Origin of the sequence: Streptomyces sp. NPDC048825 (genome assembly GCF_043198355.1) — a bacterium.
Classification (GTDB): Bacteria; Actinomycetota; Actinomycetes; order Streptomycetales; family Streptomycetaceae; genus Streptomyces; species Streptomyces xiangluensis.
In genome coordinates this window covers 283,957-310,589 of record NZ_JBICUR010000001.1, presented here as the reverse complement: position 1 = coordinate 310,589, position 26,633 = coordinate 283,957, and the positions used below count along the sequence as shown (strand labels likewise).

The 26,633-nt window shown below is 66.8% G+C and carries 21 protein-coding genes and 2 pseudogenes; 12 read left to right on the top strand and 11 right to left on the bottom strand.

What is annotated here, in order from left to right; genetic code table 11:
• Nucleotides 1-62: 62 nt before the first annotated feature.
• The 3 genes from ACGFNK_RS01425 to ACGFNK_RS01415 form a co-directional block, all read right to left on the bottom strand.
• Nucleotides 63-2,795 carry an ATP-binding protein gene (locus tag ACGFNK_RS01425; RefSeq protein WP_393410797.1) on the bottom strand — a complete coding sequence of 911 codons (2,733 nt, stop codon included), beginning with the start codon at nucleotides 2,793-2,795 and terminating at the stop codon, nucleotides 63-65.
• Between the two features lie 123 nt (nucleotides 2,796-2,918).
• Nucleotides 2,919-5,630: a DUF1156 domain-containing protein gene (locus tag ACGFNK_RS01420; protein WP_393410795.1), complete on the bottom strand. Its 2,712-nt coding sequence runs from the start codon at nucleotides 5,628-5,630 to the stop codon at nucleotides 2,919-2,921.
• Nucleotide 5,631: 1 nt separating this feature from the next.
• The gene (locus tag ACGFNK_RS01415) at nucleotides 5,632-9,117 is read right to left on the bottom strand and encodes a helicase-related protein (RefSeq protein ID WP_393410793.1); all 3,486 of its coding nucleotides are present in this window, start codon (nucleotides 9,115-9,117) and stop codon (nucleotides 5,632-5,634) included.
• Nucleotides 9,118-9,314: 197 nt separating this feature from the next.
• Here ACGFNK_RS01415 and ACGFNK_RS01410 point away from each other — a divergent pair, with 197 nt between their 5' ends.
• From ACGFNK_RS01410 to ACGFNK_RS01390, 5 genes are all read left to right on the top strand, one after another.
• The gene (locus ACGFNK_RS01410; RefSeq protein ID WP_393410791.1) at nucleotides 9,315-9,851 is read left to right on the top strand and encodes a hypothetical protein; all 537 of its coding nucleotides are present in this window, start codon (nucleotides 9,315-9,317) and stop codon (nucleotides 9,849-9,851) included.
• On the top strand, nucleotides 9,848-11,386 hold the full coding sequence (locus ACGFNK_RS01405) for a terminase large subunit domain-containing protein (RefSeq protein WP_393410789.1): 1,539 nt from the start codon (nucleotides 9,848-9,850) through the stop codon (nucleotides 11,384-11,386). The genes ACGFNK_RS01410 and ACGFNK_RS01405 overlap by 4 nt, the downstream gene beginning before the upstream one ends.
• Before the next feature lie 167 nt (nucleotides 11,387-11,553).
• Nucleotides 11,554-12,645 carry a TIGR02391 family protein gene (locus tag ACGFNK_RS01400; RefSeq protein ID WP_393410787.1) on the top strand — a complete coding sequence of 364 codons (1,092 nt, stop codon included), beginning with the start codon at nucleotides 11,554-11,556 and terminating at the stop codon, nucleotides 12,643-12,645.
• A 41-nt stretch (nucleotides 12,646-12,686) separates the two neighbouring features.
• A complete protein-coding gene (locus ACGFNK_RS01395; protein ID WP_393410785.1) occupies nucleotides 12,687-14,510 on the top strand; it encodes a hypothetical protein in 1,824 nt (607 codons plus the stop codon).
• A gap of 455 nt (nucleotides 14,511-14,965) precedes the next feature.
• Nucleotides 14,966-15,301, top strand: a complete 336-nt coding sequence (locus ACGFNK_RS01390; RefSeq protein WP_393410783.1) for a GNAT family N-acetyltransferase — start codon at nucleotides 14,966-14,968, stop codon at nucleotides 15,299-15,301.
• A 364-nt stretch (nucleotides 15,302-15,665) separates the two neighbouring features.
• Here the strand turns inward: ACGFNK_RS01390 and ACGFNK_RS01385 are convergent, their stop codons facing one another.
• The gene (locus tag ACGFNK_RS01385) at nucleotides 15,666-15,833 is read right to left on the bottom strand and encodes a hypothetical protein (RefSeq protein ID WP_393410781.1); all 168 of its coding nucleotides are present in this window, start codon (nucleotides 15,831-15,833) and stop codon (nucleotides 15,666-15,668) included.
• 697 nt (nucleotides 15,834-16,530) lie between these two features.
• Between ACGFNK_RS01385 and ACGFNK_RS01380 the strand changes: the two genes are divergently transcribed.
• Complete coding sequence (locus tag ACGFNK_RS01380) at nucleotides 16,531-17,388, top strand: hypothetical protein (RefSeq protein WP_393410779.1); 858 nt, start codon at nucleotides 16,531-16,533, stop codon at nucleotides 17,386-17,388.
• A gap of 211 nt (nucleotides 17,389-17,599) precedes the next feature.
• Here the strand turns inward: ACGFNK_RS01380 and ACGFNK_RS01375 are convergent, their stop codons facing one another.
• The 6 genes from ACGFNK_RS01375 to ACGFNK_RS01350 all read right to left on the bottom strand — a co-directional run bounded on the left by ACGFNK_RS01375 (nucleotide 17,600) and on the right by ACGFNK_RS01350 (nucleotide 22,145).
• Nucleotides 17,600-18,679, bottom strand: a complete 1,080-nt coding sequence (locus tag ACGFNK_RS01375) for a YihY/virulence factor BrkB family protein (protein WP_393410777.1) — start codon at nucleotides 18,677-18,679, stop codon at nucleotides 17,600-17,602.
• A gap of 202 nt (nucleotides 18,680-18,881) precedes the next feature.
• Entirely contained in the window at nucleotides 18,882-19,664 is a 783-nt protein-coding gene (locus tag ACGFNK_RS01370) for a DUF2382 domain-containing protein (protein WP_393410775.1), read from the bottom strand.
• 94 nt (nucleotides 19,665-19,758) lie between these two features.
• Nucleotides 19,759-20,202 carry an SPW repeat protein gene (locus ACGFNK_RS01365; protein ID WP_393410773.1) on the bottom strand — a complete coding sequence of 148 codons (444 nt, stop codon included), beginning with the start codon at nucleotides 20,200-20,202 and terminating at the stop codon, nucleotides 19,759-19,761.
• A 206-nt stretch (nucleotides 20,203-20,408) separates the two neighbouring features.
• Nucleotides 20,409-21,122 carry a DUF3618 domain-containing protein gene (locus ACGFNK_RS01360; RefSeq protein ID WP_393410771.1) on the bottom strand — a complete coding sequence of 238 codons (714 nt, stop codon included), beginning with the start codon at nucleotides 21,120-21,122 and terminating at the stop codon, nucleotides 20,409-20,411.
• Nucleotides 21,098-21,529 carry a phage holin family protein gene (locus ACGFNK_RS01355; protein WP_393410769.1) on the bottom strand — a complete coding sequence of 144 codons (432 nt, stop codon included), beginning with the start codon at nucleotides 21,527-21,529 and terminating at the stop codon, nucleotides 21,098-21,100. Before ACGFNK_RS01355 ends, ACGFNK_RS01360 begins: the two co-directional genes overlap by 25 nt.
• Before the next feature lies 1 nt (nucleotide 21,530).
• Entirely contained in the window at nucleotides 21,531-22,145 is a 615-nt protein-coding gene (locus tag ACGFNK_RS01350; protein WP_393410767.1) for a hypothetical protein, read from the bottom strand.
• 139 nt (nucleotides 22,146-22,284) lie between these two features.
• Between ACGFNK_RS01350 and ACGFNK_RS01345 the strand changes: the two are divergent.
• A pseudogene (locus ACGFNK_RS01345) lies at nucleotides 22,285-22,673 on the top strand (YhjD/YihY/BrkB family envelope integrity protein); the annotation flags it as partial.
• A gap of 276 nt (nucleotides 22,674-22,949) precedes the next feature.
• Nucleotides 22,950-23,261 carry an ANTAR domain-containing protein gene (locus ACGFNK_RS01340; RefSeq protein ID WP_393410765.1) on the top strand — a complete coding sequence of 104 codons (312 nt, stop codon included), beginning with the start codon at nucleotides 22,950-22,952 and terminating at the stop codon, nucleotides 23,259-23,261.
• A gap of 103 nt (nucleotides 23,262-23,364) precedes the next feature.
• On the opposite strand, the pseudogene ACGFNK_RS01335 reads toward ACGFNK_RS01340, so the two are convergent.
• A pseudogene (locus ACGFNK_RS01335) lies at nucleotides 23,365-23,783 on the bottom strand (DUF2382 domain-containing protein).
• 131 nt (nucleotides 23,784-23,914) lie between these two features.
• On the opposite strand from ACGFNK_RS01335, the gene ACGFNK_RS01330 reads away from it, so the two are divergent.
• From ACGFNK_RS01330 to ACGFNK_RS01315, 4 genes are all read left to right on the top strand, one after another.
• Entirely contained in the window at nucleotides 23,915-24,970 is a 1,056-nt protein-coding gene (locus ACGFNK_RS01330; protein WP_393410763.1) for a YihY/virulence factor BrkB family protein, read from the top strand.
• Nucleotides 24,971-25,025: 55 nt separating this feature from the next.
• Nucleotides 25,026-25,571 (top strand): phosphatase PAP2 family protein, encoded by a 546-nt coding sequence (locus ACGFNK_RS01325; protein WP_393410761.1) that lies wholly within the window; start codon nucleotides 25,026-25,028, stop codon nucleotides 25,569-25,571.
• A gap of 160 nt (nucleotides 25,572-25,731) precedes the next feature.
• Nucleotides 25,732-26,151, top strand: coding sequence for a phage holin family protein (locus ACGFNK_RS01320; protein WP_393410759.1), 420 nt, complete (start codon nucleotides 25,732-25,734; stop codon nucleotides 26,149-26,151).
• The gene (locus ACGFNK_RS01315) at nucleotides 26,148-26,633 is read left to right on the top strand and encodes a DUF3618 domain-containing protein (RefSeq protein ID WP_393410757.1); all 486 of its coding nucleotides are present in this window, start codon (nucleotides 26,148-26,150) and stop codon (nucleotides 26,631-26,633) included. The genes ACGFNK_RS01320 and ACGFNK_RS01315 overlap by 4 nt, the downstream gene beginning before the upstream one ends.

Here is a 26,633-nt window from a genome sequence, read left to right as displayed (position 1 = left end):
TCGGCGCTCAGCCATCTGCTCATGCGTGCACCGCTGGTCCATCTGGGGCAACAGTGCGTGCACTACTGCGTGTTGACGTCGAGATTCTCGGTTGCTTCCTCTAGAGGCTCTACCAAGCCGTTCCGGAAGGAAACCCGGTCGAACTCTCCCTCAGCGTGGATGTTGAGCTCGATGCGAACCAGGCCCGACTGGTCCGAAAGCCAGGATAGGGCGCGCCGCAGGTTGAAGAGGCCAGACCTATCGAGGACCGCCTGAATGTCCGCAACCCGGACATTATCACTGGGAGTTGGGGCAGCGGGCACACCTCCCTGCGACGTGCCTCCGTGCGGACTTGGAGTCGGCAACTGCGGAGTGGGCTGGGGCGCTGAGGGCTCGTCGAATTCGGGTTCCTTGAGGGGCGGCTCAATGGTCGCCTGGAGGCACTCACGGGCGTAGTCATGCCAGAGGATCGCGGCGTCGTCTGAGAGGTCGATCTCATCGACTGTGAGGCGTTCCCCGAAGCGGATTTGCCGAGCGTCGCGGGGAGCGATCTTTTCCCCTTCTCGCACAAGCCCGACTACGTAGCCGAGTTCGGATGTCTTGACTGCGTTCGCGATGGCCGAGGCGATGACCTTCTTGTCCCAGAGCTTGGTGAACTCGTAGTAGCTGTAGAACCAGTCCACCAGGTCAGCGCAGATGACCGTCTTCCGGTCCGGTCCTAGGCCCGCCAAGGCGACGAGCTTCGCGGTGGTGACAGAACTGAACACGCGCTGGCTAAGGGCTTCCACTACACGTTCGTGGAGGGCACGGCCTGCTGCCAGCATCGTGCGGAGATCTGAAGGCTCGAGCACGTAGGGCGCGTCGCCTGACCTCGATCGCGTGGGGATGGCCACGGTGCTGTAAGCGGCACCGATGGCCGCAGAGCCGTCGCGTCGAGCGTTGGCCGCCTTATCTTGAAGTTCCTCGATCTGCTCGGCGCTGAAGTTGTACTTCCTGTGCTGGTCCAGGAGTGATTTGGCGGCCAAGCGCAGCCTTATGGCGTGTCGGGCGAGGTCGAACTGGGCCTTGTCGGGAAGGACCAGGGCGAGTCCGTTGCGATATCGCCGTGGACTTCCCTTGCTGGCCTGTTCAATGAACCTCTCCGGCGAATCACGGTCTTCAGACCAGTCCGGATGCAGGTAGGCAACTGTGAATAGGGGACGCTCGTCAGGGATGCCGCCAGGCGTCTCCGGCCACAGAGCTACGCCCTTGTTGCCTTGCAGCTGCTTGTCGAGTTCCGCCCGAACTTCGGTGAGCACCTCATTGGAGTTGAGCTTGCTGGCTTCGTCCCGTACGAGTTTCGTCAGGTTGGGAGTCGGCTCGAACCGGTAGCGACGTCCCGTGTAGTGGAGGTACAGCTCCTCCTCACGGAGATCGTGCAATGCGGAAATGACGATGTTCCGGGTCAGGCCGGGAACAAGGACACTTCGAACAAGGTCCGATTCGAGAACGCCGCGATCTTCGCCCTCACGTGCTCCGAAGCTGTAGAGCATGATGGCGGTGGCAACGCGCGTCCCTACCCGAAGCTGCGCGATCGTCGGGCTGTCAGCCCCGAGCGTCCGGTCTACCGTCGTGCACCCCGCGCCCTCCGAGGTGACGTCGCTCGACAGCACGGACGTGTACCGCTCCCTCTCTCCGACCTGAGAGAAGAACGCACCGCGAGACGCCTCATCAGTGAAGTCGACGTCACCCGGCCCGATGAGCGGGCTCTTCGCTCCCGACTTCCACAAGGCGTGGACGACTGCCGCCAAGAACTGCAATGCGCCACGGGTTCGCTGGTATGAAGGCAGAGACCCCCAGCGGTGGTACATGAGATCAAGCAGGTCGGGGTGCAAGGGATACGCAGCCAGTACCCGGTTCTCCAGGGAGTCCGCCGCGGCCTCGGCTTCTCGGCGTGCGTCCCCGGTTTCCGCGGTGGCCAGCAGCTGCCTCCGAAGGACGTCGGAATACGACCGTGCGACCTCTCGGTGGATCTCCTCGTCGCCGAGCTCCGCAAAGAGCCGCCGCTGTACGACGCGGAGAACCTCGTCGCCTGACACCGGCTCGCGCTTGGCATCAACTCGGGCGACGAGCTTGTCCAGATCGCTCAACAACCCCTCAGCGCCGACTGCCTCGCCGACACTGGCCTGAAGGCTGTAGACCATGGCGGCACGCGGCTGCGCGCTGATGGCCTCCGTGAGCGCCTGAACGAACAGCATGGCCTGACGGCCGGCGGTGGATTCTGCCCGCTGAAGCGCCATGGCCTTCTCGACATAGATCAAGACCTCGTCGAGGAGGATGAGGGTCGGACCGTCACCAATGACCTGCCGGAGGACATCTCCGCCCGGGGCGGACCCCGTCAGGTCGTGTTGCTCTACCAGCTCGTAGCGTCCGAGTTGCGCTGCGAGTTCTCCCCAAAGAGTGTGCGTCTCGATTCCTGTTGCGCTCATCGGCGAGAGAGGGTCGAGCTCCTCTCCAGACAACACGGCAATCTGCACGTCGCCTGGATCAGCAATGTCCTTCAAGTCCGGGCAAGCAGCAACGGAGGTGGCGCGGTCGCGAACCAGGTGGAGGAGGGCCACAAGACTGTGGGTCTTACCGCCGCCGAAGGGAGTGCGGAGTTGAAGGACGTGGGAGCCGGTTCCACCCGCGAGGACGTCCATGACGTCCGTGAGCAACTCCCCCATCTTCTTGGTGAGATACGTCGCCTGATAGAACCTACCGGCGTCCGTGTAGACGGGTGCGATACCCGCCCGGCCTCTGAAGACCCCGGCCAGGTTGGCCGCGTAGGTCCCCATGTCCAGGACGCCTGCCGCAACGTCATCATGCGGACGTGCAACCTGCGTCCAGGGCGACAGCCGATAGCTCGAACTCACAGCGTTCCAACCCCCTGTACTTCAACGTTGTGGATGGCCAGCACCTCAGAGCAGCCCCCGTTCACCAACGATCGTCCTCCACGACACCAGCAGCCGCTCTGCCGCGCTTGCCTCTCGGCTCTTCGTCTCGCTTGAGCTGGCACGCAGGGCCCGACCCGCCAGGGTCTGGACGACTTGGCGGAGCGCGGCAGCATCCACGTTCACGGACATCAGATAGGGGCGAACCTCTCCAGGACGGTGTTCTGCACGCCAAAGGACAGCATGCGCGACATCGATGAGGGGCGGCGCGACGGATGACTCAATCTCGTAGAGCGGCATCGTCCCGCTGGCTTCGGTGTCTGGCTGTCCCAGGCGACCGTCGTCGCCACGGTCTTCGAAGTCTCTGAGGACGACGGTGGATTTAACCTTGGACACGAGTGGGTTGGGACCGGTCGTTAGGCCGCCGGATCCGTCGAGGTTGGCGCCGGTCATCCGAGCGAGGTTGTTGGCCTCATCGAAGGGGACTGCCGCGTACCCATAGGAGTACTGAGCCGCCACGTAGTAGCGGGTAACGGGGTCCGTGCCGGCGAGCCCCTCGAAGAGCGCGTCCAGCACACGGCTCTGGACCATCTCCAAGAAGGTCTCAGCGGGCAGCACCTCGCCGTTGTCCTGCTCGACGCGTTCGTACCGGGTCAGAGCTCGAAGGCCGGCCCCGACGGTGGCAATGACCAGGTCCGAGCCCGTGATGCCAAGTTCCTCCAGTCGCGCACGGCGCTCCAGGATGATCTGACCGAGCTCAGCCATGACCTCGGCTTCACTGCCTACACCTGCGTCGGGCCTGCGCTTACGCGCGACAAGGAAGATCGACGAGGCGAGACTGGCCGTTCCGCGACCGACGGCCCTCTCCGGCATCTCGGTGTCGAGGGGCCATGCCTCGGTGATCGTGAAGCCTGCACTCTTGAGTGCCTCGACCAGGCTGGACCACCCCGAGGTGGTCTTGTGCGCGTAGACACAGACAAGCGGTGCGCCGGGCTTGAGTACCCGATGAGCTTCCTTGAACGCCTTCTCCATGAGATCTTCGTAGTGCCGACGCGCGTCATCCTTGCTGCCGGAGTGGCGATAGGCAGCGACCACTGCCTCGTTCCTCTTCGGCGTCAGCTCCCCACCGAGATCCGTGGGGTACAGGAAACCGACCGACCGCTTCAGCCAGACGTAGAAGAAGTCAGACAGGTCCGCGTACGAGATGTTGTCGTAGTACGGCGGGTCCGTGATGACCGCGTCCTGGGAGTCGCTAGGCAGCGGGAGAGAGGCGGCGGACCCACGCACAACATTTGCAGCGTTCGGAAGAGTAGACAGCCGTTCGATGAGGTCGGCGGTTTCCTTGAGGTACTTACGCACGTCCCCAGAGGCCCCCGCGAACGGGTTGGCCTCATAGAAGTCCCACACCATCGGCAGCGCCTGGCGGGCGAACGTATTCGTTCCACCCTCATTCTTCGTGTCAAGGCGGCACAGGTTCGACAGTCGGTCCGCGACCCGGTTCAGTGCCATGGCCAATGCCGTCGACAGTGCGGCTGCGCGCCCCGACTCCATGCCCTCGTCACAAGCCTTGTCGTGCACGGTGCGGATACCTGCGGCCAATGTGCTTAGCGCAAGAAGCTGCCGGGGAGTGAACAGATCACGGTACTGAGAGAACCCGTAAACCATGCACGTACCGCCTGTGATGCGCATGGTGCCGGGAAGCGGCTCGTTGAGCGGATCAACCGCCAGTTCCTCAAGGCGCTTCAGGCACTCCGCATCGTCCGGAAGCTCATATTCGCCGACGGCCAGGTAGTCGCGTCCCCGCCGACCCGGCTTTGCCGCGAGGGCTGCTAGCGGTGCCGTACCCATGCGACCGGCACGTGCCTCGTCCTTGACGTGCTTGCTCGTCACTGGTGCGCCGCAAATGCGGCAGGTGACTTGGCCGCCTCGCGAGCCCTCAGCGGGATCAAACCCAAGATCATCTTCAGTCGCTCCAGTAACCACCTCGTAGCGCAGCGACAACGCATCGCGGTCAACCACGGGCTTGAGGGCAACGACTCGGTTCTTCTTCCGGCCAAGCCAGGTCTGCCGCACAAGATGGGCGTCGTGCTCGGGCGCCGCTGGGTTGGGACAGCGCACGGTTCGTGTCCACAGATATGCCAGGGGAAGACGCTGCTCGGTTTCATCGTCGGCGAGGAGGTGCTGCTGCCCAGTGCCACCGTCGACGGTCGGGTAGAAGTCCGACAGGTCGCGCCAGGCCGCGTCGACCCAGGTCTGACCCCATTTACGCACGTCGTCAGCGAGACCGGGATAGCTCTGCGGAAACTCCAGGAGCATGCGTTCGATGAGGTGAGCCACTGGGTTCAGCTCATTGGCCGTGACCTCGCACCCCAGGCGCAGGGCCTCCAGGGGGATAGCGCCTCCGCCGGAGAAGAGGTCGACGACCTTCGGCGGGCCGTCCTTGCTAGCGGCGAGTATCTCGCTACGCGCTGTGCGAATGGCGTGGTCTTCGGCACCCCAAGTGCAGAGCGCGTCGAAGAAGATCGACTCTTCTTCGAGAGTGCGAGTCCGACCTTCGGCCGGCGCAAGGGCGGAGTAAACGGCAGCGCGTGAGGCTGCGAGCGGTCGACGAGCCCACCAGAGGTGCAGCGATGCGGGGTGGCCGACGCGGCCGCCCACCTTCTCGCTGGCGCTCGTGCGGCTGATGACGTCGATCGGGATGACGTCTTCGATGAGCCGCTTGTCACTGCTGTCGCGCACTCTATTCCTCTCGCTCCGCAGCTCTCGTCTCAATAACCGCGTGAGCTCGGATGCTAGCGCCTGGTACGCGATAGCCGGTAACCTGCCGGATTTCGGACACATTGGGCAGTGTGTGGTACGGGTCTTGCACTCTCATCAGTACAGGGTTCGTCGTCGCGCTGTAGACGACGTAGAGCCAGAATCCTGCCGCCCATCGCTGGGCGGCGTACCACTCGGTCCGGTACAGGCCTACGTCGCCCGAGGCGGCGCTGCGGCCTTTTACCTCGATGCGGCGCACTTGTGAGCTCCCGTCGGGAAGCGTCCGTGTCGAGCGAATGTCAAAGCCGCTGCCGTCCATCAGGTGTCCGAGGTATTCGGGCTCCCAGCCCTGTTCCGCTTCGAAAGCCATCGCGACCTCAATCGCGGCCTCCTCGACTTCCTTGCTGTTGGGACGCATGACGTCGACGTCTGGGTGCTCTGGCCTGTGGGGCGGCACTACAGAGGCGGAGCCGAGGTGCGTCACCTTGCCTGAGCGCACGACACCGAGGCGGTTGAGAGACTCCAGTTTGGAGGCCCGTCGATGCTTCAGCTCCTTGAGCTGCCGTGCAGCGTTGTCCCGCTGGAGCCGGTACGAGTCATCACCTGCAGCGACCTTGGCATCGTAGGTGTCCCATCGGCTCTCTAGCCGTCGCTTCTGCGCGTCCATCGCCTCCTCAAGGTATGAGGCGCGGAGTTTGGCTTGATCGAGCCGGTTGTTTCGCTCCGCCGTACTGCGCGAAAGCTGGATCTCCACTCGCAGCCAGTCGGTCGCGGTTTTGATCTGGTCTGGCGAAAGAGCGGCAGCCTTCCGCGCTTCCACGGGGGTTGCGGGCGTAAGCGTGTGAAGGACGTCTGCCGGCCCCCGGTGGAGGCCGTCCTGGTCCTCTATCACTGCCACGACCTCTGCGAACGCGAGCTCCGAGGTGCCGTGGACGTCCTCACCTATCACCTCATATGCAAAGAGGTGGACGAAGTACGGGGCCAGAGCGCCCGGGTCCACGAACGCTGCAGCTCCCTGGGGGACGTTGTCAGCAGCGAGATCACGTTCCAGAGACTCAGCAAGCGCCGCGAACAGCGGGTGGCCGGGTGAACACAGCACCGAGTCCTCGTGCTCGACGCGGCTTCGTTCCTCCTTCCGGAAGGTGAGCTTGCGGTATTCGGAATCCGGGCGGCCCCGGTGCTTCACCGCCGCAAGGTCTTCGCTACGCAGGGCGACGGGGACGTGCTCGATGCGGAGCAGCTGATCCGCTCGGCGTTCAACACGAAGGCGCTGGCGACTGGCGGCACGCAGGAAGAACGCCTCCGCGTATTCCGGCATGAGTCGACGCTCGTCGGAGAGGAAGTTCTGGCCGCGGACCCAGTCGATGTCCACGTACTTCTTCGCCAGGGCGATCCCTGTGTCCTTCTCGTACTCGGCCAATTTCTCCGAGTTGAGCCGGTTGATCGCGGCGACCGCGGCGTCCCTGTTGGCCCGGGTGGGGTTGGCGAGCGTCTCCTTGACGAGCCGTTCGAAGTCGATGCCGTTGATCGTGAGGAGCTCGCCGATCACGTCGTAGACACGGCCGTCCAGGTCGGCGCGCATCGCTTCAAGGCGAGCATGGAGACCTGCCAGCAGCTGGCCCTCAATCGTATTGGTGGCGCAGAAGTTGAAGATCCAGCAGTCTGCGCTTTGACCGATGCGGTGCACTCGGCCCATGCGCTGTTCCAGGCGTACCGGGTTCCAGGGAAGGTCGTAGTTGATCATCAGGTGGCAGAACTGGAGGTTGATGCCCTCGCCGGCCGCTTCGGTGGCGATGCAGATCTGTTTGTTCTGCCGGAAGTCGTGCTGGATGCGTTTCCGGTCCGCTGGTGAGTGACCGCCGTGGATGGTGCAGACGGAGTAGCCCCGACGACGGAGGTTTTCCTCCAGGTAGCTCAGGGTGTCGCGGTGCTCCGTGAAGATGAGGAGTTTCCCGCGGCCGTCCCGCAACTCCTCGAACTCGGCCCTCGCTAGGCACTCTCGGAGAGCCACCAACTTCCGCTCGTCTCCCTGGGCTCGGACTCTGTCCGCGTGGGAGACCAACTTGCGGAGTTCGCTTACTTCGGTACGCAGCTGGGAGATCTGTTCCGCGCTGCTCACCTCCGTGGCCAGGGCGTCATCGACGATCTCGTCGATGTCGTCCGACTCGGCTTCCCCATCGTCTTCAAAGTCTGAGTCCGCCGGCATACGCCCCAGTGCGGCCAAACGCCGGTTTCGATCAGCGGGGTCCATGGCGGTCAGCTGATCGACCAGATCGCTCAAGCGGTCGGCTCGCTTGGCCAGCGAGGACCTGATGGCACCCAGGCTCGACGCGAGACGACGCTGGAGAACGGTGCGCGCCAGAGCGACCGCGTTACCCCTCGATCCTCCACTCGACCCCAGGTAGGTGTTCACATATTCAGTAACTTCCTGGTACAGCGCATATTCTGCGGTCGAGAGCTGGAACGGCTGAGTGCGGACATGCCTCTCGACGAATAGTGCGTGATTCTGTTCGTCTACAAGGTCTTCCTTCTGGCGCCGCAAGAAATACGGATTCCCGTCATCCGAAATCTGCTTCTTCACGAGGTCGGGTGTCGAGAACTGATCGGGATCCAGTAGTCCCAAGAAGCGTGTAAACCTGTCCTCGTCGCCAGAGTGCGGCGTCGCTGTGAGCAGTAGCAACCGATCTGCCTGCTGTGCTACCCCCTCCACCAACACGTACCGTTTCGTCTTGACGACCCGCTCGTCACGGCCACGCTTCGTGAATGCCGATGCTTTGTGGGCCTCATCAACGATGACCAGGTCCCACTGGGCACGGAGAAGTTCATCGCGCACGTCGTCACGCTTAGCAAAGTCGATGCTGCTGATGGCCATAGGGAAGCGTTCCCAGGGACTCTGTCCAAGCTGATGACGGACCTGCTCGCCTGACACGATCTCGAACTGCTCGTCGAACTTGTCGAGCATTTCGTCTTGCCACTGTGTGGTGAGCGGAGCAGGGCTGAGGATCAGGATTCGCTCTACCGCCCCTCGGAGTTTCAGCTCCTTAAGTAGCAGGCCGGCCATGATCGTCTTACCTGCACCGGGGTCATCCGCGAGCACAAAACGCAGCCTGGGCTGAGGCAGCATGTGCCGATATACCGCTTCAATCTGATGCGGCAGGCCGCGAACGCCGCTCATCGAAACAGCGAAGAGCGGATCGTGAGCAAAGGCGTGCTTAATTCGCTGCGACTCCACCCACAGGAACAGATCCTGCGCGTTGACCAGCTCAGGTTTTGGCGCAATCTTCGCAAGAGCAGCGTCAAGCTCAGATTCCAGCACCTGAGTTTCATCGGGCGCTCCATTGGCGTGCCGAACCCTGACAAGAAGGACGCCGGTCCCGATGGGCTCGACATGCTCCACTCTCACCGGGTGCGCGAAGTGACCATCGAGCATGATCAAGCGATTCTTGGCCCGCTCGCCTACATCACTCACGGTCCGTCCCTCCGTCACTCCCGTAGCAACCAAGCCCAAACCTAGCTGATGCCAGTGACAAGGACGCCGGGCTCATCGCATCGTGCAGGGCAGGGGACCGCACCCGCCTCAGACGCGCTGATAGCAGGCCAGCCACAGCGAAGTGGGATCATGGGCTCGGGCGCGGGGGCGCACCCGAGCTGTGAAGGACCCCCGCCGTGGGACGCCCCGACAAAGCCGCGCGTGCGGCCATCGCGCGCCGCCGCTCGGACGCCATTGATCTACGGCTCGCCGGCGTGGACTGGCTGACGATCGCCCGCAAGCTCGCCGCCGACCCGACCGTCAACTCCGACGGCATCGCCTACCCGCAGGGATACGGCATCGAGCGGTATCGCAAAGACCAAGACCCGCCCACCAATGAGGCGTTCATCCACGCCGCGTGCCGGGACGTCCGTACGGCGCTCGCCGACCGCCGAGCCCAACTGAACGACGACGTCGACGAGTTGCGCGCGCTGGAGGCCGACCGACTCGACCGCCTGTTCTTCGTCGCTTACAAGAAGGCCGTCCGAGACCAGGACCTCGCAGCCATCGACCGAACGCTCCGCGTCATGGAACGCCGTGCACGGCTGCTCGGCCTCGACATGCCCGCCAGGACGGAGTTGTCTGGCCCGGACGGCGGGCCGGTCCAGGTCGAGGATGTCACCGCGGACGAACTCAGCGCCCTGATCGCCCTCACCGACCTGGACGGCGCATGACTCGGCGGGACTACGCGAAGGTCATCGCCCACTACAAGACGCTCCCACCGGCGCAACGACGCGCCATCTCTCGGGCCGCGTCGCCTACGCTGCGTGCCCAACTGGCGTACGCCGAACGCCAACTGGCCATGGACCGGTCACCGGGTGTCCTCGCTGCTGTCCTCACCGGGGGACGCGAGATGCAGGCGCCTCACCTCGACCTCATCGACCAGGCGTTCATCGACATGGCCGAAGGCCGGTGCGACCGCGTGATGCTGACGATGCCCCCGCGGCACGGCAAGAGCCGACGCGCCTCGCGTTGGGCACCTCTCTGGTACCTGCGCCGCAACCCCGGCCACCGCATGATGATCGCCAGCTACTCCGCAGACCTGGCCGACGACCACGGACGGTGGATCAGGGACGCCATCACCACCTGGGGTGACGACCTCGGCATCCAGCTGAAACCAGGCAGCCAGGCCGCCAACCGCTTCGACATCGTCGGCGGCGAAGGCGGCCTGCTCGCCGCCGGTATCGGCGGCGGCCTGACCGGACGCGGCGCGCACATCGCCATCGTCGACGACCCCGTCAAGGACATGGCCGACGCCGACAGCCCCACCATGCGCAAGCGCGCCTGGGACTGGTGGACCTCGGTACTGCAGACCCGCCTCGAACCCGTCGGCGCCATCTGCCTCATCCAGACCCGGTGGCACGAAGACGATCTGGCCGGACGCATCCTCGCCACCGAACGCGACGCCTGGCGCGTCATCGACCTGCCCGCCCTCGCCGACAGCCCCGACGACCCGCTCGGCCGCGCACTCGGTGAACCGCTGTGGCCCGCACGCTTCGACGCAGCCCACCACGCCAAAACCCGCAAGCGAGTCGGCGAACGCGTCTGGGGCGCCCTCTACATGCAGAAACCCCGGCCGCCGGAAGGAGGCGTCTGGAAACGCCAGTGGATCGACACCGCCCGCATCAACGCCGTCCAGTTCTCCGGCCTCGACATGGCGCGCATCGTCGTCGCCGTCGACCCGGCCGGCGGAGAGTCCACCGTCGGGGACGAGACCGGAGTCATCGGCGTCGGCCGCGACTTCGACCGCCAGCTGTACGTCCTCGCCGACCGATCCGGGTCGATGGGCGCCAACGACTGGGGCCTGGCCGCATGCCGCCTCGCGCTCGAGCTCAAGGCCGACGCGATCGTGGTCGAGAAGAACTACGGCGGCGACATGGCGCGGCAGATCGTCACTCAGGCTTGGGAGCAGCTGCGCCGCGAGGGCGTCACCAAGGGGCTCCTGATGCCCATGATCCTGGAGGTCACGGCCAAGGTCGGCAAACGCCTGCGGGCTGCCCCCGTGGCCCAGCTCTACGAACAGCAACTCGTGCACCACGTTGGCGATTTCCCGGAGCTGGAAGGCCAGATGGCCACCTGGGTCGAGGGAATGGACAGCCCAGACCGCATGGACGCCGCTGTGCACGGACTGACCGAACTGGCCGACCCCGACCAGCTCGACACCCTACCCACCGATACAGATGACGACCGCTTCGACGGCCGCCGCTGACCGAAGGAAACAGCCCGTACAGGTAACTGCCCGGCCGGGATGCCCCGCCCCACCCGACTGGACCGCGTCCGCCGTTGTTCGGGCCGCCCCAAGCCCGCTATTCGGTAGGCCGCCGGTCCGGTCAACCGCTAATCTGCGATCCGTTGTGATCAGCGGTGGGAGTGCACATGAGCCAGACGAGTTCGACCACGGTAGGAGTGTCTGAGCCGAGCGGCGACAAGGGCAGGGCACTCCTCGAAAAGGTGTGGGAGGCGTTCAAGGCCGCCGACGCCTGGCCGTCCGTCGATCACATCGACACTCTTCTCTTCCGAGAGGGCGTTCACCTGGAAGAGGCCCTGGCCGAGCTGTCCAGCGACTTGGTGCACGGGGTCAACTGGAACATGCCCGTGAGCGTGAACACCGGCCAGACGTTTGAGCTCACCTTCGCGGGCGCCTTCAACTGCTCGAACTCTGAGCCCGAGACGCACATGTACCTTCGGCTGGTCGATCTGGCTACCGAAATCGAATGCGGCATCCGTGCGCCATTCACAGCTCGTACGCTCGATGCGGAGACCTTGCCCGACCTGCTGGGACGGAATTCCCTTCCCGAGGATCCACGCGTCATCTATCGCGCCGTCCTCTTGGCTGGTGTGGAGCCGGCGTTTGGCGGATCGAGCACTAACATCGCCGACTACAGCTGGTCGCTGAACTTCGATCGCCGGATCAGGGCATTTGTCGGCGTTGCAGACACGGCGCTCGCGTACTGGACCACTCGGCAGGGGCTGCTTGCGCCGATACCCCCGGATCCAGTCTTCGCTGCTCCACCCCAGCTCCGGCTGTCGCGCACACCTCCGTTCGCCGTATCAATCCCTCTCCACCACGAAGTGGCTGCTGTAGCGGCTGAACGCTTCGAGAACGGGCAGCACGCGGACGCAGTGATGCGGGCCTTCCAGGCTGTGGAGCACCGAGTGCAAACGCTGAGCGGATTGCCCGAAGTCGGGGCGCGGCTCATGGGGCTGGCACTTGGGTCAGCGACGCCGATGCTCGTGGTTACGCAGGCCGTCGGCCCGTCGCTGCCAAGCGAGCGGGAAGGCTTTCGGGACCTGTTCAAGGGAGCGATGACGGGATTGCGGAACCCGAGAGCGCACGGCCCTCACTACGCCGACGACCCTGAAGAAGCACAGGAAATGCTCGCCTTCGCGAGCCTTCTCATGCGACGACTCGACCATGCAGAGGACGAGCTCAACACCCAGGCTGCTCAGGCCGCCGGGACGCCGTAACCTGATCTTGCGGCGCGGGGCCGACTGCCTGGAGGGGCATTGTGGGCCTGCGCGAGCTGATCACCGACGTCTGGAGCTGGCTGGACTACAAGCCAGCCATGGCCGATCCGCGTCGGCCGGGCCGTAACACCTGGGCGGAACTGACCCGATCCTGGGTGCCGGACGAGGACCTGCGACGCCTGGCCGCCTACCGGCTGCTGGCCGCGTACGACTCCAATCAGGCTGGCCAGGTCGCCGCCGTGACAGGCGATGACGAGGCGGGCATCGAGCGGAGGGAACTCGGCGACGCCTCCAAGCTGGTCGACACCGCGCTCGGTTACCTCCTCGGCTCCCAGCAGATCATTAGCGTGGCAGGCGCGGAGCACATGGACGACGAGCCGACCGCCGAGGCAGCCGCGGCGCTGGCCGTACAGGACAAGCTGAGGGCCTGGGCGGAGAAGGAAATGTTGCCGCTGCGCCTTCAACAGGCTGAGAGAACCGCGATCCTGCTGGGCGACGCCGTCTACATCCTGGCCTGGGACCCGGGGAAGGGCCGGGTCCTGCTGCGCACTTGGGACCCGGGCCTGTACTTCCCGGAGTGGCCGGAGGACGGCGAGCAGGACGGTGCCGAGTTCCCACTGCGCGTTCACCTGGCGTGGGAACTGCCCGAAGACAAACGGCGCGGGCTCAAAGCGAGGCTTCGGCGGGTCACCTACGAACTCGGAGCGATCGGACCGGCCAGTCGGCGCGGCGCAGCAAAGGACGGAAGCCCGACACGCGAGTACCTGTACGCCGACAGCGGCGACCCGGTCCTGGTCACGGGCGACGCGCGTAACGCCGACACAGGACTCATCACCCGCACCTACCCGTGGGCACCCACCCGGCCCTCGCCGTGGACGTGCTACCTGACCGACGCGGAATGGGACCTGGACGACCTTAAGCACGCCGACCTGTTGTACGACCTGCCGATGCACAAGGCTCGGTACCGGGTCCGATCGGACGGTGAAGTCCTCGACAGGCTCGACCTGATGGCGGACTTCATACCTGTCATCCACATCACGAACAGCATCCCTGCCAGCGGCGAGCACTGGGGCAAGCCCACCGTGGCCACCGTCCTCCAGGCCCTAGACGAACTGTCCGCGACCGACACCGACAGCTCAGGAGCATCGGCCACGACCGGCTCCCCGATTATCGGCCTGGCTGGGGCCCGACTGCCCATCGACCGCGCGACCGGTCAACCGCTCCCGGTGAAGGTCCGCGCAGGGACGGTATGGCAGCTCAACGACAACGGTCGCATGGACGTTCTGGACACCTCCGCTCAGCTCGCCGAGCTGCGGGCCCGCGTCGACCACATCCTGGACCGCATCGCCGCAAACAGCCGCCTCACTGCCGCCGGCCTCGGCACCCTCGACCCGACCGCCCTGCCGTCGGGCTATGCGCTACAGCTGGCGCTCGGCCCGCTGGACTCGCTGGTCGGCGCCATGCGTTTGGCCCGCACTCACAAGTACGTGGTCCTGCTGCGCATGGTGCAGCGCCTTCACCAGGCAGGGCAGGCCGAGGGCTGGCCCGCGGGGGAGTCGCTGCCCGCACAACTGATGTGGGGGCCGCACACCCCGACCGACCGCGCCGCCGTTCTCGACGAGGTGGTCAAGGGCGTCGGAGCCGGGGTCCTGTCCGTCGAGACCGGCGTCCGGATGCTCATCGATGCCGGATACCCGATCGACGATGCTCAGACAGAAATCGAGCGTATTCAAGCGCGCGCCTTCGAGGCCGCATCCCGTCTCGCTGACGCAACGGGCGACAACGCCGCCGTCCGTGAGTACCTCGGACTGCCCGAGGCCGATTCCGATGTCCCTTCGGTCCCGCTCGTGCTCGCTACCGAATGAAGGCACGGCCCTCGGATCGGTGCGCGCTGGCGCTCAGCGGCGTCGGTGAATTCCGGGCCACGGTGTTCACCATCGGCATGCCGGTCTGGCTGACCGGTCGGCTGCATGCTGGCGACAGGGCGAGCGCCGCAGTGCTCCCATGGGGGGACCCGTCTGTGCGGGGGAGCTGCACCGAAGGCAGGCGCTCAAGCTCGGTGGAGAAGCTGACCGACTGGGCGGTGCGCAGCTGCGAGTGGCGTGGGGGCGCGAAGTGACATGGCGTCGTGACATGAGGCCCGGGGATTGGGGGCAGGTGCGATGGAATGCAGGGAAACCAGATGTATGCCATGAGCAACTCAAACGGTCGGCCTGTAGGTGCAGGCGCCTCACAGCGGCGGGCTGAAGGAAGGCATCGGCGTCCCGGACGACAAGGGGGCCGGTGGCATCGCAGGCTTCTGGCCTACCGCGGCATCGAGATGCTGCCCTCTTCCGCTCTGGAGGGTGCGGGCGAGGAGTGTCTGCTGTTGGTGCACATCCGCAAGGTGGTCGGGCGGGTGACCTATCGAGCGTGCGATGAGTGCGCCGAGGGCGTGATCACAGAGGTCGTTCTAGACGAACCGTTCCGCGGCTGCGGGCTGGGCACCAGGGCGCTGTCGCATCTGCGCTCCCAGCATCCCGGTGTCACCTGGCGCACCACGCTCGACAAGCGCCTCACTCGCGATCTGCTGCGCCGGATGCGCATTCCCAGGGCGGCCGTAGGAGGGAACTGCTCCCACGATCGGTGTGCCGTCGTCGCCCCTGCCGGTGGTTGAGAGGTACCAGCGGTACTGCGGCGAAACGGTCTTGCTCTGGGCTTGGCCGCCGGGACGTGGTGCCGACGGCATGGAAAGAGCCGTGTGTGCCAGACGGTGCGGGGCCTAGCACGAGGACAGAACAGGGTGAGGCAGGGCGGGTCGGGAGGCGACTGCCATACCCATAACCTGAACCTCGACGGCCCTGGGCATGTGAGCGTCGAAGGCGCCAAGACCAAGCACAGTCCCAGCCTCGACGGCACCTTTGTTTACAAGACCAGCGCGCTTTCAGCGGCGCGAGCGTACGACGCAAGCTCGCGTAGCGGAAACGCCCGACCGAGCGCGTGACTGATACGTTCTGGCCGGCACTGGGGCTGGCTACTGGTCACCGATGCCGGTGCCGCCGCTCCTGCAGCTTCTTCATCTGCTCCTCGAGGAGTTTGTTGCGCCCCTGGGTCTTGTGGCGTGCCTTGCTGCTCTGCCCGCCCTGGCCTTTGTGCAGCAGCTTGTCAGCCATGTCCTTGGCCCGCTGCTTCATCCCGTCTGCGCCCATGACCGCACCTCCATCGTTTTTTGGTTCTTTGACCAGGTTGACATCTGGTCGAGGGCCTCGCATCTGGCAGCGCCGTCACTGGCTGCTTGGTCATTGGTACCGTGAATGCCTTCGATATCCCTGCCCTGAAGCGGCAAGTAACCCGGGACCACGCGAACCACACCGGCCAGGCCCGCCCCCCCCGGCTGGTGCCTCAGCTCAGCGGCAGCCGGCGCCCGCTCATTCAGCCACGGCGGCCTCGACATGGAGGGGCGTCCCCACGCACGGCTAGCCCGGCGCCACGCTCACGCACCTGCTCGGTGGAAACTCCGCAGCGGCTCCCGGCAATCATCCAGCTGTGCGGGGGTACTCGAGGTGGTTGCGCTTCCGCCTCAGGCAGCAGGGGCCTGGCTGGTACCGGCTGTTGAGCGGCAGACCTTCGCGGGCCCTGAGACGGTCTCAACCACACCCATACCCGGCCCTTGCAGGATCCACCGATCTGACCAGTTCGAACCCATGCCAGAAGGTAGGGCACGCCATGACAGCGGTGACGACAGATGCGCTTGTCCCGGCGCTTGAGGACGCTCGTGATGCTCACACTGCGGCCATCGACCGTTTCCGGGCCGATATCGCCGTCCACGCCGCGGGCCCTCGACGGAAGATTTTGGAACGTCACATAGACGACACGTACCACTGTGTCGCCCGCATCGACGGACACATGCGTGAACTTCGCCCCGGCCGCCCGCTGCGGGACACCGCCGACCGGGTCCGCTTCACCGCCCGGGCAACCGTCCGGATGGCCGGGCTGTTGCTCGAGATCGGTGCGGCGATCACGACCGCCATACTGCATCGTCGCAAAGGGCCGAGCCCGCGCCAGGTGGTGAGACACACCGAGAACGAATACTCGATCACCGCCCGGGCGCTGGCGGCCTGTCGGGCCGGGGAGAGCATTGCCGAGCAGGCGCATGACCAAGTCGCCGCCGACCTGCTCGCCACGCTGCGCCGCCAGGACGAGGAACTGCTCGCGACGCTCGAGGACCGCCTCGCTCAGCAGGCCCGGGCCACGGCGGTCGCCGGCAGCGGCTACGGCACGCAATCCGGTGACGGCGACCTGCCGAATGCCGCCACAAGCACCTTGCGCTCTGCCGTCAAACGGGTCCGAAAAGCCGCCGAGGGCGGTGCCCGAGCTACGCGCACAGCCACAGGCGCGCTCCGCCGAATGCCCGAGGAGGACGACGACGCGGTCACCAGGGAAGAGGGGCCGCCGATCCTCGGATACGAGCACTTCCGCGTCGCCGACATCGTCCAGCGCCTGCCCACGCTCTCCCAGGCGCAGCTGTCCGCGCTCGACGGCTACGAGCGGGCCCACGCGGGCCGGCCGGAGATCCTGAACGCCATCGAGCGGCTACGCGGCAGCGAACCGTGGCCCGGGTACGACGCCATGATCCCCGACCAGATCGCCGCCCGGCTGCAGACTGCCGCCCCCGCCGAAGCCCGCCAGGTGCTGGACTACGAAAGGCGCCACCGCGAGCGCGGCACACTCATCGCCATCGCCAAGTCACGCAGCGTCGCATGACCGGCCACCGTTCACTGTCTCAGTGGGCGGTTGGTCATCGTCAGGTGAGGATGCGACGTGCCGAGAACGGCGACGAGGCAACGGTCGACGGCCGCGTCCGCACTGCTGCAGGCCGCGGAGCGCACCGGCGGCGTACTCGCCGCCGCTCACATGCGGTGGCGACGCCGCTTGCAGTGGCCCACCAGTGGGCCCCAGTGCCGAGCCGATCGCATCATTCGAAACGGCGGCGGTCCTCCTCGTCCCACTTGCGGGTGTCGCGCGGCTCTAGGTACGGCTCCTCGCCGGCCGGATGACCGCCTGCGACGGCGCGCTGGCGGGCCATCTCCGCGTCGAACTCCAGACCGAGCAGGATCGCCAGATTCGTGATCCACAGCCACACCAGAAAGATGATCACGCCGGCGAGCGTGCCGTAGGTCTTGTTGTACGAGGCGAAGTTCGCCACGTACAGCGCGAACCCGGCCGAGGCGATCATCCAGATGACCAGCGCCAGGAAGCTGCCGGGTGTGACCCATTTGAGGCCGCGGCCCTTCACGTTGGGTGTCGCCCAGTACAGGATCGCGATCATGATCGTGACCAGGATGATCAGCACCGGCCACTTCGCGATCGACCACACTGTCAGGAACGTGTCCCCGATGCCCAGGGCTTTACCGACCTGCTGGGCCAGGCCGCCGGTGAAGACGACGATCAGCGCACTGACCACGGCCAGGACCATCAGCACCACCGTCACACCGAGCCGGAGCGGCAGCACCTTCCACACCGGGCGGCCCTCGGGGACGTCGTAGACCGCGTTCGCGCTCCGGATGAACGCGGCGACATAGCCGGACGCCGACCAGACGGCGAGCGCCAGACCCACGATCGCCATGATCGACCCGAGCCCGGCGTTGCCCTGCATCTGCCGGACCGCGTTGGTGAGGACGTCCCTCGCCGCGCCCGGGGCAAGGTTTTGGATGTTGTCCAGGACCTGCTGTGTCGCGGACCGTCCGACGATCCCGAGCAGCGAGATCAGCGCCAGCAGGGCCGGGAACAGCGCCAGGAGCCCGTAGTAGGTCAGCGCCGCGGCCCGGTCGGCCAGCTCATCCTTCTTGAACTCCTTCAGAGCGCCTTTCAGCACCGCCCCCCAGGAGCGTTTGGGCAGGTCCGTCGGAGTGTCCGGCGACCGCCGCTCCACCTCCGCATCCGGACCGAATCTCTCCGGCTTGTCCTCGCGGCCGTACGCCGTGGCCTGCCGCTGCTCGCGGGTTTCGTGACCCCGGTCATGGCGAGTGTCGTCATGTCTGTGTCGCAGTTTCATGACCCAGCTCCTTTGGACGGAAGACGCGGGCCCGGCACTCGCGCCCTCCCGGGGGCCTTTTGGGCTGGTGCGTGGGCGCTGTTGGCCGGACAACTGCTTTGCCCCCGGGTTCCAGGCGGTGCCCTCCCAGCCGGGCCACAACCTGGTCCGGGCACCCGGGCGGGCCGTCACTCCCGGTCCGGGCACCCGGAGTGCGAGGAGATCAACGGCGGCGGCGCTTGCCGCGCTCTTCGGTCTCGTCGGCTTCAATGCGCTCCTTGCGGACTTCACCTGTGACGGTTTCCTCCTCGGTGACCTCGTCGGTGGTCAGTCGGACCCGCTCCTTGGGCTCGGCCTTGGTTTCCACCACGGGCTTCTCCTCGTGGAGGGTTACCTCGTGCTCGTCCTCGGAGATTTCCGGTCCGGACAGGGCCGCGTCGACGTTCGCGTCCGTGATCGGCTCGCGTTCGACCCGGACCTCCTCGTGACGCACAGGGATCGTCTGCTGCTGCTCCTCGGTGACGACGTACTTGCGCAGACGCACACGGCCGGCCTCACGGCGTTCGGTGCCGACATGCATCTGCTCCTCGGAGCGGGTCATCGCGTCGTCACCTGTGCGCGACTGTGCCGTGTCGGCCTGGGCCCAGCCGCCTTCGCCGGGCTGGTTGGCCTGCTGCCAGGCGGCGTCCCAGTCGATGCCGTAGTACTCGTACAGGCGGTGCTCCTCCTGCTCGGACAGGTGACCTCCGGCGTCGACATCGACGTTGGGGGCGTCCTTGACCTTCTCCTTGGGGTACGGCACCTGAAGGTGGTCCTCGACGACGGTGGCGTCGTGGATGGGGACGAACGACTCACTCGTGCCGAACAGGCCGGTCTTGACCGAGGCCCATTCCGGCTGGCCGGTGGCGTCATCGAGGAAGACGTGCCTAGCGTCGCCGATCTTGTTGCCGTCGGCGTCGTAGACCGGGTGGTCCAGCACGGCGGGTATCTGCTCGCGGGTGATCATGTGCGTTCTCCTTTTCACCGAGCCCCCCACTTCACGGAACCGGCTTGATCAGCCGCCGGCTCCTCCTTGGCGGGCGCCCTGTACGCGCCTGGGTTCACCGCGTGCGGGGCGGGGGGCTGGCTCCTGTGCTCGCGGCAAGGGCCAGCAATAGGGCGATCAGACCAGTGATGAGGTTGCTGACGATGGTTCTTGTGGTGTCGACGTTGCCTGCCACCACCCATGGCGCAACGACCGTCCCCGCGGCCAGTGCGCACGCGGCCCACGCCATGCTGTGCGTACGGTCATAGGCACGGCCGAAGCCGCCGCTCATGAGCAGCGCATAGCCGATCCCCACGATCAGGTTGGTGATGACCAGCCTGGGCAAGCCGCCGCCGTTGAACCCCAGGATCCAAGGGGAGGCCGCGAGGTACAGGCCCGTGAGCACGGCCATCACCTGGATGACCTGCGCCCGCAGGGTCGCGGCGCGCTCGGGGCGCTGGCGCATCTCGACAAGGTCGGGATGGCTCTCCATGGTCGACCAGGCCCTGGGTGACGTCATGCGATCACCTCCGTACATTCACTTTCGTATGGGCCGCGGCGCCCAATCGCCTCACCAGCGGGATGGATCGACCCCTTGACGGTCAGGACGCCCGCCGGCGGGAGCAGGGTGCCGGGGTCGCTGCCGGCGCGCAGACCGGGGAAGGAGGCGACCCCGGTCTGCGCGGCAGTCCCCGTGGGGTGCCCGGGCCGGCGAGGTGTCAAGGGTCAGACAGGGCCGGAGCTCTGTCCGCGGGTTTCGTCGGCCACCTGCTGCCCGGACTCGCGGGCCTCCTCTGAGACCTGGCCTGCCTTGTCGCGGGCCTCCTCCTTGGTGGTCTTCGCGGCCTCCGCGGCGGTGTCCTTCACCTCCTGCGCTGCCTGCTGTGCGGCCTCGGTGGCGTCCTGCTTCAGCTGCTGCGCGGACTCCACGGCTGCCTGTTTGACCGGCTCGAGCGTTTCGCCGGCCTGCTCGGTGATCCGGGAGGCCGCCTGTTCCTCGGCCTGGGACGTCGGCAGGAGAGAGGCGGTCAGCAGTCCGGCGCCGAAGGCGATCAGCCCGGCGGCCAGCGGGTTGCCCTGCGTCTGCCGCACCGCCTGCTCCGGTGCCCGGCTCACCGCCTCGCGAGCCTGTCCGGCCACCTCACCGACCTGACCGGCGGCCTGCCCGGCCGTCTGGCGCACCGTGTCCGCAGCCTCGCCTGTGCTTTCCTTCACGGATTCCGTGGCCAGCACAGTGCGGTCCCGCGCCGTCCCCGCCGATTCGGCGACGGTGCCCATGACGCGGTCACGAAGCCCCGACACCGCGCCGCGTACCCGCCGGGTGCGGCGGCGCACCATCTGCCCGGGGCGGGCGCGGTTGGCGAGCCGGTTGACGTTGTCCGACAGGCGTTCCCGGGTGGTGTCGATCTCGGACCTTATTTGGTCGGGTGCCGTGCCCATTGCGCGTCCTCCTTCAGGGTGTCCATGGTCTGTTCCGGCTTCGGGGACACCTCCCGCATCCGGGAGCGGCCCATCACGTACAGCACGGCCGCGATCCCCGCCCACACGGCGGCGACGATCAGTGCCGCCCAGCCGGCGTCCATCACGTTGGCCAGACCGAAAACGGCCGCGAGCGACAAGAAGAGCGCCACCATGTATCCGCCGAACCCGGCACCCCCGTACATCCCGGCGGCCTTGCCCGCCTTGGCGCCCTCCTCGCGGATCTCCGTCTTCGCCAGCTCCACCTCCTGGCGGAACAGCGTCTGCAGATCCGACGTCACCGCCGACAGCAGATCGCCCGCCGAGCGGTCTGGACCCGCCTCTTGCTGTCCACCGGCTCCCGGCGACTGCGGATAGCTCGACGACATCTCACACCCCCGGATGGGCTGGATAACCGGACAGCTCCGGCGGCGGCACCGGCGTGCCAGTAGGCAGCGCGCTGCTCTCCCCGCGTTCCAGCCCCTGCCGCCGAACGTCCGGAGGCGGGGCCGACGGGGCCTGCGCGGCCTTGGTGCCGGCCTTGGCCAGGCGGCCCACCACCAGACCCGCCAGCACCGCCCCGCCCAGGAATGCCCCCGGCCGGCGCCGCGCGAAGTTCTGCAGGTCGCCTACCAGGCCCTCCACGCCGTCCTTGTCCAGGTAGTCCGCCGCGCGGTGGCCCTGATCGGCTGCCTGGGCCGCCAGGCTCCTGGCGGGCGAGTCACCCGAGGCGTTCTCCGCCATCCCCGCGAGGTCATCGGCCCACTTCCGCACCGTCCCGGCCAGCCGATCCACCTGTCCCTGGCTCTCCTCCACTGCGCGTTGCCTGAGGTCGCGTATCGCACCGCCTGCCTGCGCGCGCGCTTCGCCCGCGACGGCCTTTGCCTGCTCGGCAGCCGTCCCAGCGACCTCGCCGACCGCCTGCCCGGTCTGCGCGGCCACAGCCGACGTCTCTTCCTTCGCCTTCTGCCCCGTCTGCTGAACACGACCGGCATCTTCACTCATGAGCGACTCCTCCTTCGGTGCTCCGAGGCAGCCGACGGAGTCGGCGCCTCCGGATCCGCGTCCACGACGGCGGGTACCCCACATATCCACATAGAACAGCCAAATGGGGCACGACCCGCTATGACTTCGGAAGGCCGGCGTGTGGTCGATCGCGAAGCGGCCGGTGCTCGTCGTTCTGGCCACGATCACGATGGCGATCTTGTACTGGGCGGCACCGCACGTGAAGGTCCGCAGCTTCCGCTGGATCACGCCGGGTAGCTTCCTGGCGCTGCTGATCTGGCTGATCACCTCCGCCGCACGTGGCCAGCATCGCCTCCTACAACAAACCTTCGGCGCTCCGGCCGGTGTGATCATTTACCTGGCATGGCTGTGGATCACGAACCTGGCGATCCTGCTGGGCCTGGAGTTCGAGCGGAGACGGACCGTCACGTGCTGTCGGGCGGTCACCCGGCCGAGGAAGAGCCGTATGTGGAGCCGCGCGACACCCGGAAGCGGGAAGAAGACGATCGCCGCCGCTTTGAACCCTGAGTGATGTGGCCATCCCGGTCTGGGTCCACTGGTGGGGCCCGTGGGTGCTGGGTAAGCCGAGCAACACCAGCGCATCCCGGCGGTACGCACGCCTAGACAGGCCGGTATGCCACCGGGCACGTAACGCATGCCCAGCGGACATGAACGCGGACATGCAGTGGGGGCTGCCGTGCTTCACCGGCCGTTCACCGACGGCGCCGGGTAGCGCACTGCCGCCGGGGCAGGCGCGGGGACATGACTTCTGCTGATCGGCACCCCCGGACCGGGTCCCTTCCAGTGGGTCACACCTCCGCGGCAGGCGCCGCGGAGGAATTGCTGGCCCTGAGGGAGGAAAACCGCCAACTCAAAGAGGGCATGCTGGCCCGCGCCCGTATCGACCAGGCCATGGGTGTGCTGGTCGCCTTGGCAGGCACGACTCCCGATGAGGCGTGGGACCTGCTGCGTGAGGTGTCGATGAACACCAACAGGAAACTGCGGATGGTGGCAGAGATTCTCGTCGGCTGGCCCGCTGGCGGGGCACTGCCCGACGACGTGCGCGAGGCTCTCGATGCCGCTGTCGCGGCCCACTGCCAGCACACCTCACCGTAGCTGTGATCACTTTTGAAGGCAGCGTCTGGCTAGGCTAGAGCGCAGGGCGGCGGGAGACCGCTGACCGGTGGGACAAGATCCCCTGCGCCCATGGGTAACGGCGTTACGACTGACGCTTGCCCTCGGGCTCGTCGGCCTCGATCTGCTCCTTGCGGACCTCGCCTGTGACGGTCTCTTCCTCGGTGCGCTCGTCGGTGGTCAGGCGCACCCGCTCGACCGGCTCGGCCTTGGTCTCCACAACGGGCCGCTCGGCGTGCAGCGTCACTTCGTGCTCCGCTTCGCTGATGTCCGGGCCTGCCATGGCCGCATCTCGGCTGGCGTCGGGTGGTCTTTGACCAGGCTGGCGTCGTGGATCGGCACGAAGGATTCGCTGGTGCCGAACAGGCCGGTCTTGACGCTGACCCATTCGGGCTCGCCGGTGACGTCGTCGAGGAAGACGTGCTTGGCGTCGCCGATCTTGGTGCCGCCGACGTCGTGGACCGGGTGATCCAGCACACTCGGGATCTGCTCTCGGGTGATCATCGCGATACTCCTTCCATCGGCCTGCCAGACCGGCTAACCCTCGCGAACATCATGAAACTCGCTAAATTGATCAATTCGGGCGCATCTGGGGTGTGGTGCATGCCGGGTGGGCGCGCGGATACCCGTCCGCCATGGCACGGAACATCACAACCCGGAGGCAGGGCCGGCACGACGCAACCGGCCGGGACGCTGAGCCCGGGCGCGAGGGGGGTGCGGGACCAGATGAGCAGGTGGAGCGGCGGGCCCCGGATGAGCCCACTCAGCTGCCGGGGCGTTCCTGGCGGGCGGTGCTGAAGGGCACCGTCAAGGAGTTCAAGGACGATGAGCTGGCCGATCGGGCGGCGGCGCTGACCTACTACGGGGTGCTCTCCCTCTTCCCCGCGCTGCTGGTCCTCGTCTCGCTGCTCGGGATCGCCGGTCAGTCGGCGACGCAGCAGGTGCTGGACAACCTCCAGAAACTCACCCCTGGATCGGCCCGCGACGTCATCCGCGATGCCGTAACCCAGCTGCAGGGCAACGCGGGTATTGGCTCGGTCGTGGCGCTCGCGGGCCTGGCGGTGGCGGTGTGGTCGGCATCCGGCTACGTCGCGGCCTTCATCCGCACCGCCAACGCCGTGTACGACACCCCGGAAGGACGGCCGGTGTGGAAGGTGCTGCCGGTCCGCCTGGGCGTGACCGTGGCGCTGCTGGTGCTGGCGGTGGTCAGCGCACTGATCGTGGTGTTCACCGGCGGCCTGGCCCGCCAGGCGGGGACGGCTCTGGGAGTCGGGGACACGGCGCTGACCGTGTGGTCGATCGCGAAGTGGCCGGTGCTGGTCGTGCTGGTCACGATCATGATCGCGATTCTGTTCTGGGCGACCCCGAACGTGAAGGGCCGCGGCTTCAAGTGGGTCACCCCGGGCAGCGTGCTCGCCCTGGTGATCTGGGTGATCGCCTCGGCCGGGTTCGCGTTCTACGTGGCGAACTTCGCCTCCTACAACAAAACCTACGGCACCCTCGCCGGGGTGATCGTCTTCCTGGTGTGGCTGTGGATCAGCAACATCGCGATCCTGCTCGGCCTGGAATTCGACGCGGAGATGGCCCGCCAGCGCGCCGTCGCCGGCGGTCTCCCCGACGACGAAGAGCCCTATGTCCCGCCCCGCGACACCCGTACGTGGAGCGAGGAAGACCGACGCCGCCTCGAATGAGGTAATTGCCGAGGACATCGAGTTAGGCGCTGCTCAGACCGGGAAGCCGCAGGTCATGAGAGTGCTGGCGGAACTTCGCGAGGGTGATCACCGGTTGACGCGGTGGGCGGCTTCATGGCCGTCGAGCTGCGTACGCCGGGTCCTGCCGGCGGTGGAGGAGAGTGCCGAGCACACCAAGCTGTGGTGGGGCGCCGCCGTGGCCCTCTCCGCCACCGGATGGCGGGGGCGCAGGGCCGCGACCGCCGGCCTGGCGAGCATGGCCGTGGCGGAACTGGCCTCGAACTGCGTCCTCAAGCAGATGTGGCACCGGCGCCGGCCGCCGAAGGAATGGATCTCGCACGAGGAGGTCCATGACCGCCCCGACTCCTCGTCCTTCCCTTCCGGACACACCGCCGCAGGAGTGGCGTTCAGTGCCGCAGTGGCAGCGGTGTGGCCATGGGCGGGCGCGGTGTGTGCGGTGCCGGCCGCCCTGGTGGCGACCGAACGCGTACACACGGGTGCCCACTACCCCTCCGACGTCGCAGTCGGTGCCGCGATCGGTCTGGCCGCAGCCGCCCTGGTAGATCGTGCTCCCCGCCTGGTACTGCGACTGCTGCGGTGACAGGCACAAGTCACTCGATTGCCGCAGGTCCGCCGGATGGCGGAGCCGCATCCGGGTACCCGGGGTCGTCGAGGCGGGTGTGCCTTGCTCACCGGCAGGCTGGCGCCTTTTCATCCAGGACACGACTACTACCGGCAGCTGAGAAAGGCGGAAATCCGTCATGAGTACGCAGGATTCCCACCGCGGCCCGAGCGGCTCGCAGGAGCCGGTCGGTGATCTGGTCCAGCGGGCCTCCCAGCAGCTGACGGAGCTGGTCCGCGGGGAGATGCGGCTGGCGCAGGCGGAAATGAAGGAGAAGGGCAAGCGGTACGGCAAGGGCGGGGGCCTGTTCGGCGGGGCCGGTCTGGCCGGCTTCCTGACGGTGCAGGCCCTGGTCGCCACCGCCATCGCGGCCCTGGCCGTTCCCCTCCCGGTGTGGGCCGCGGCCCTGATCGCCACCGCAGTCCTCGGCGTGATCACCGCCGTGCTGGCCCTGACCGGCAAGAAGGAGGTCAGCCAGGCCGCACCACCAGCACCGCAGCAGACCATCGACAGCGTCAAGGCCGACGTGGCCGAGATCAAGGAGAGTGCACAGCGATGACCCAGCCTCCTAACGACGAGCCCACCGCCTCCAGCCCCGAGCAGCTGCGCGAGCAGGTCGAGCAGACCCGCCAGGAACTGGGCGAGACGGTCGAGGATTTGGCCGCCAAGACGGACGTCAAGGCCCGCGCGCAGGAGAAGGCGACCGCACTGAAGCAGCAGGCGGGCGTGCTGACGGAGCAGGCGGGCGCCAAGGCCGCGGAACTGAGCGGACAGGTCAAGGTAAAGGCTGCCGAGGCCGCGCACCTGGTGCAGGACAAGCTGCCCGACCCGGTCAGGGACAAGGCCACCACGGCCGCCGAGCAGGTGAAGGCCAAGGCCGGACAGGCCGGTCAGGTGTGGCAGGACAAGGCACCCGAACCGGTCCGCGTCAAAGCCCAGCAGGGCGCCCGGGCCGCCTGTGACAACCGCACCGCGCTGATCGTGGCCGGCAGCGTGGCGGTGGCCGCATGGCTGCTGCTGCGCCGCCGGGGCAGGAGGTAG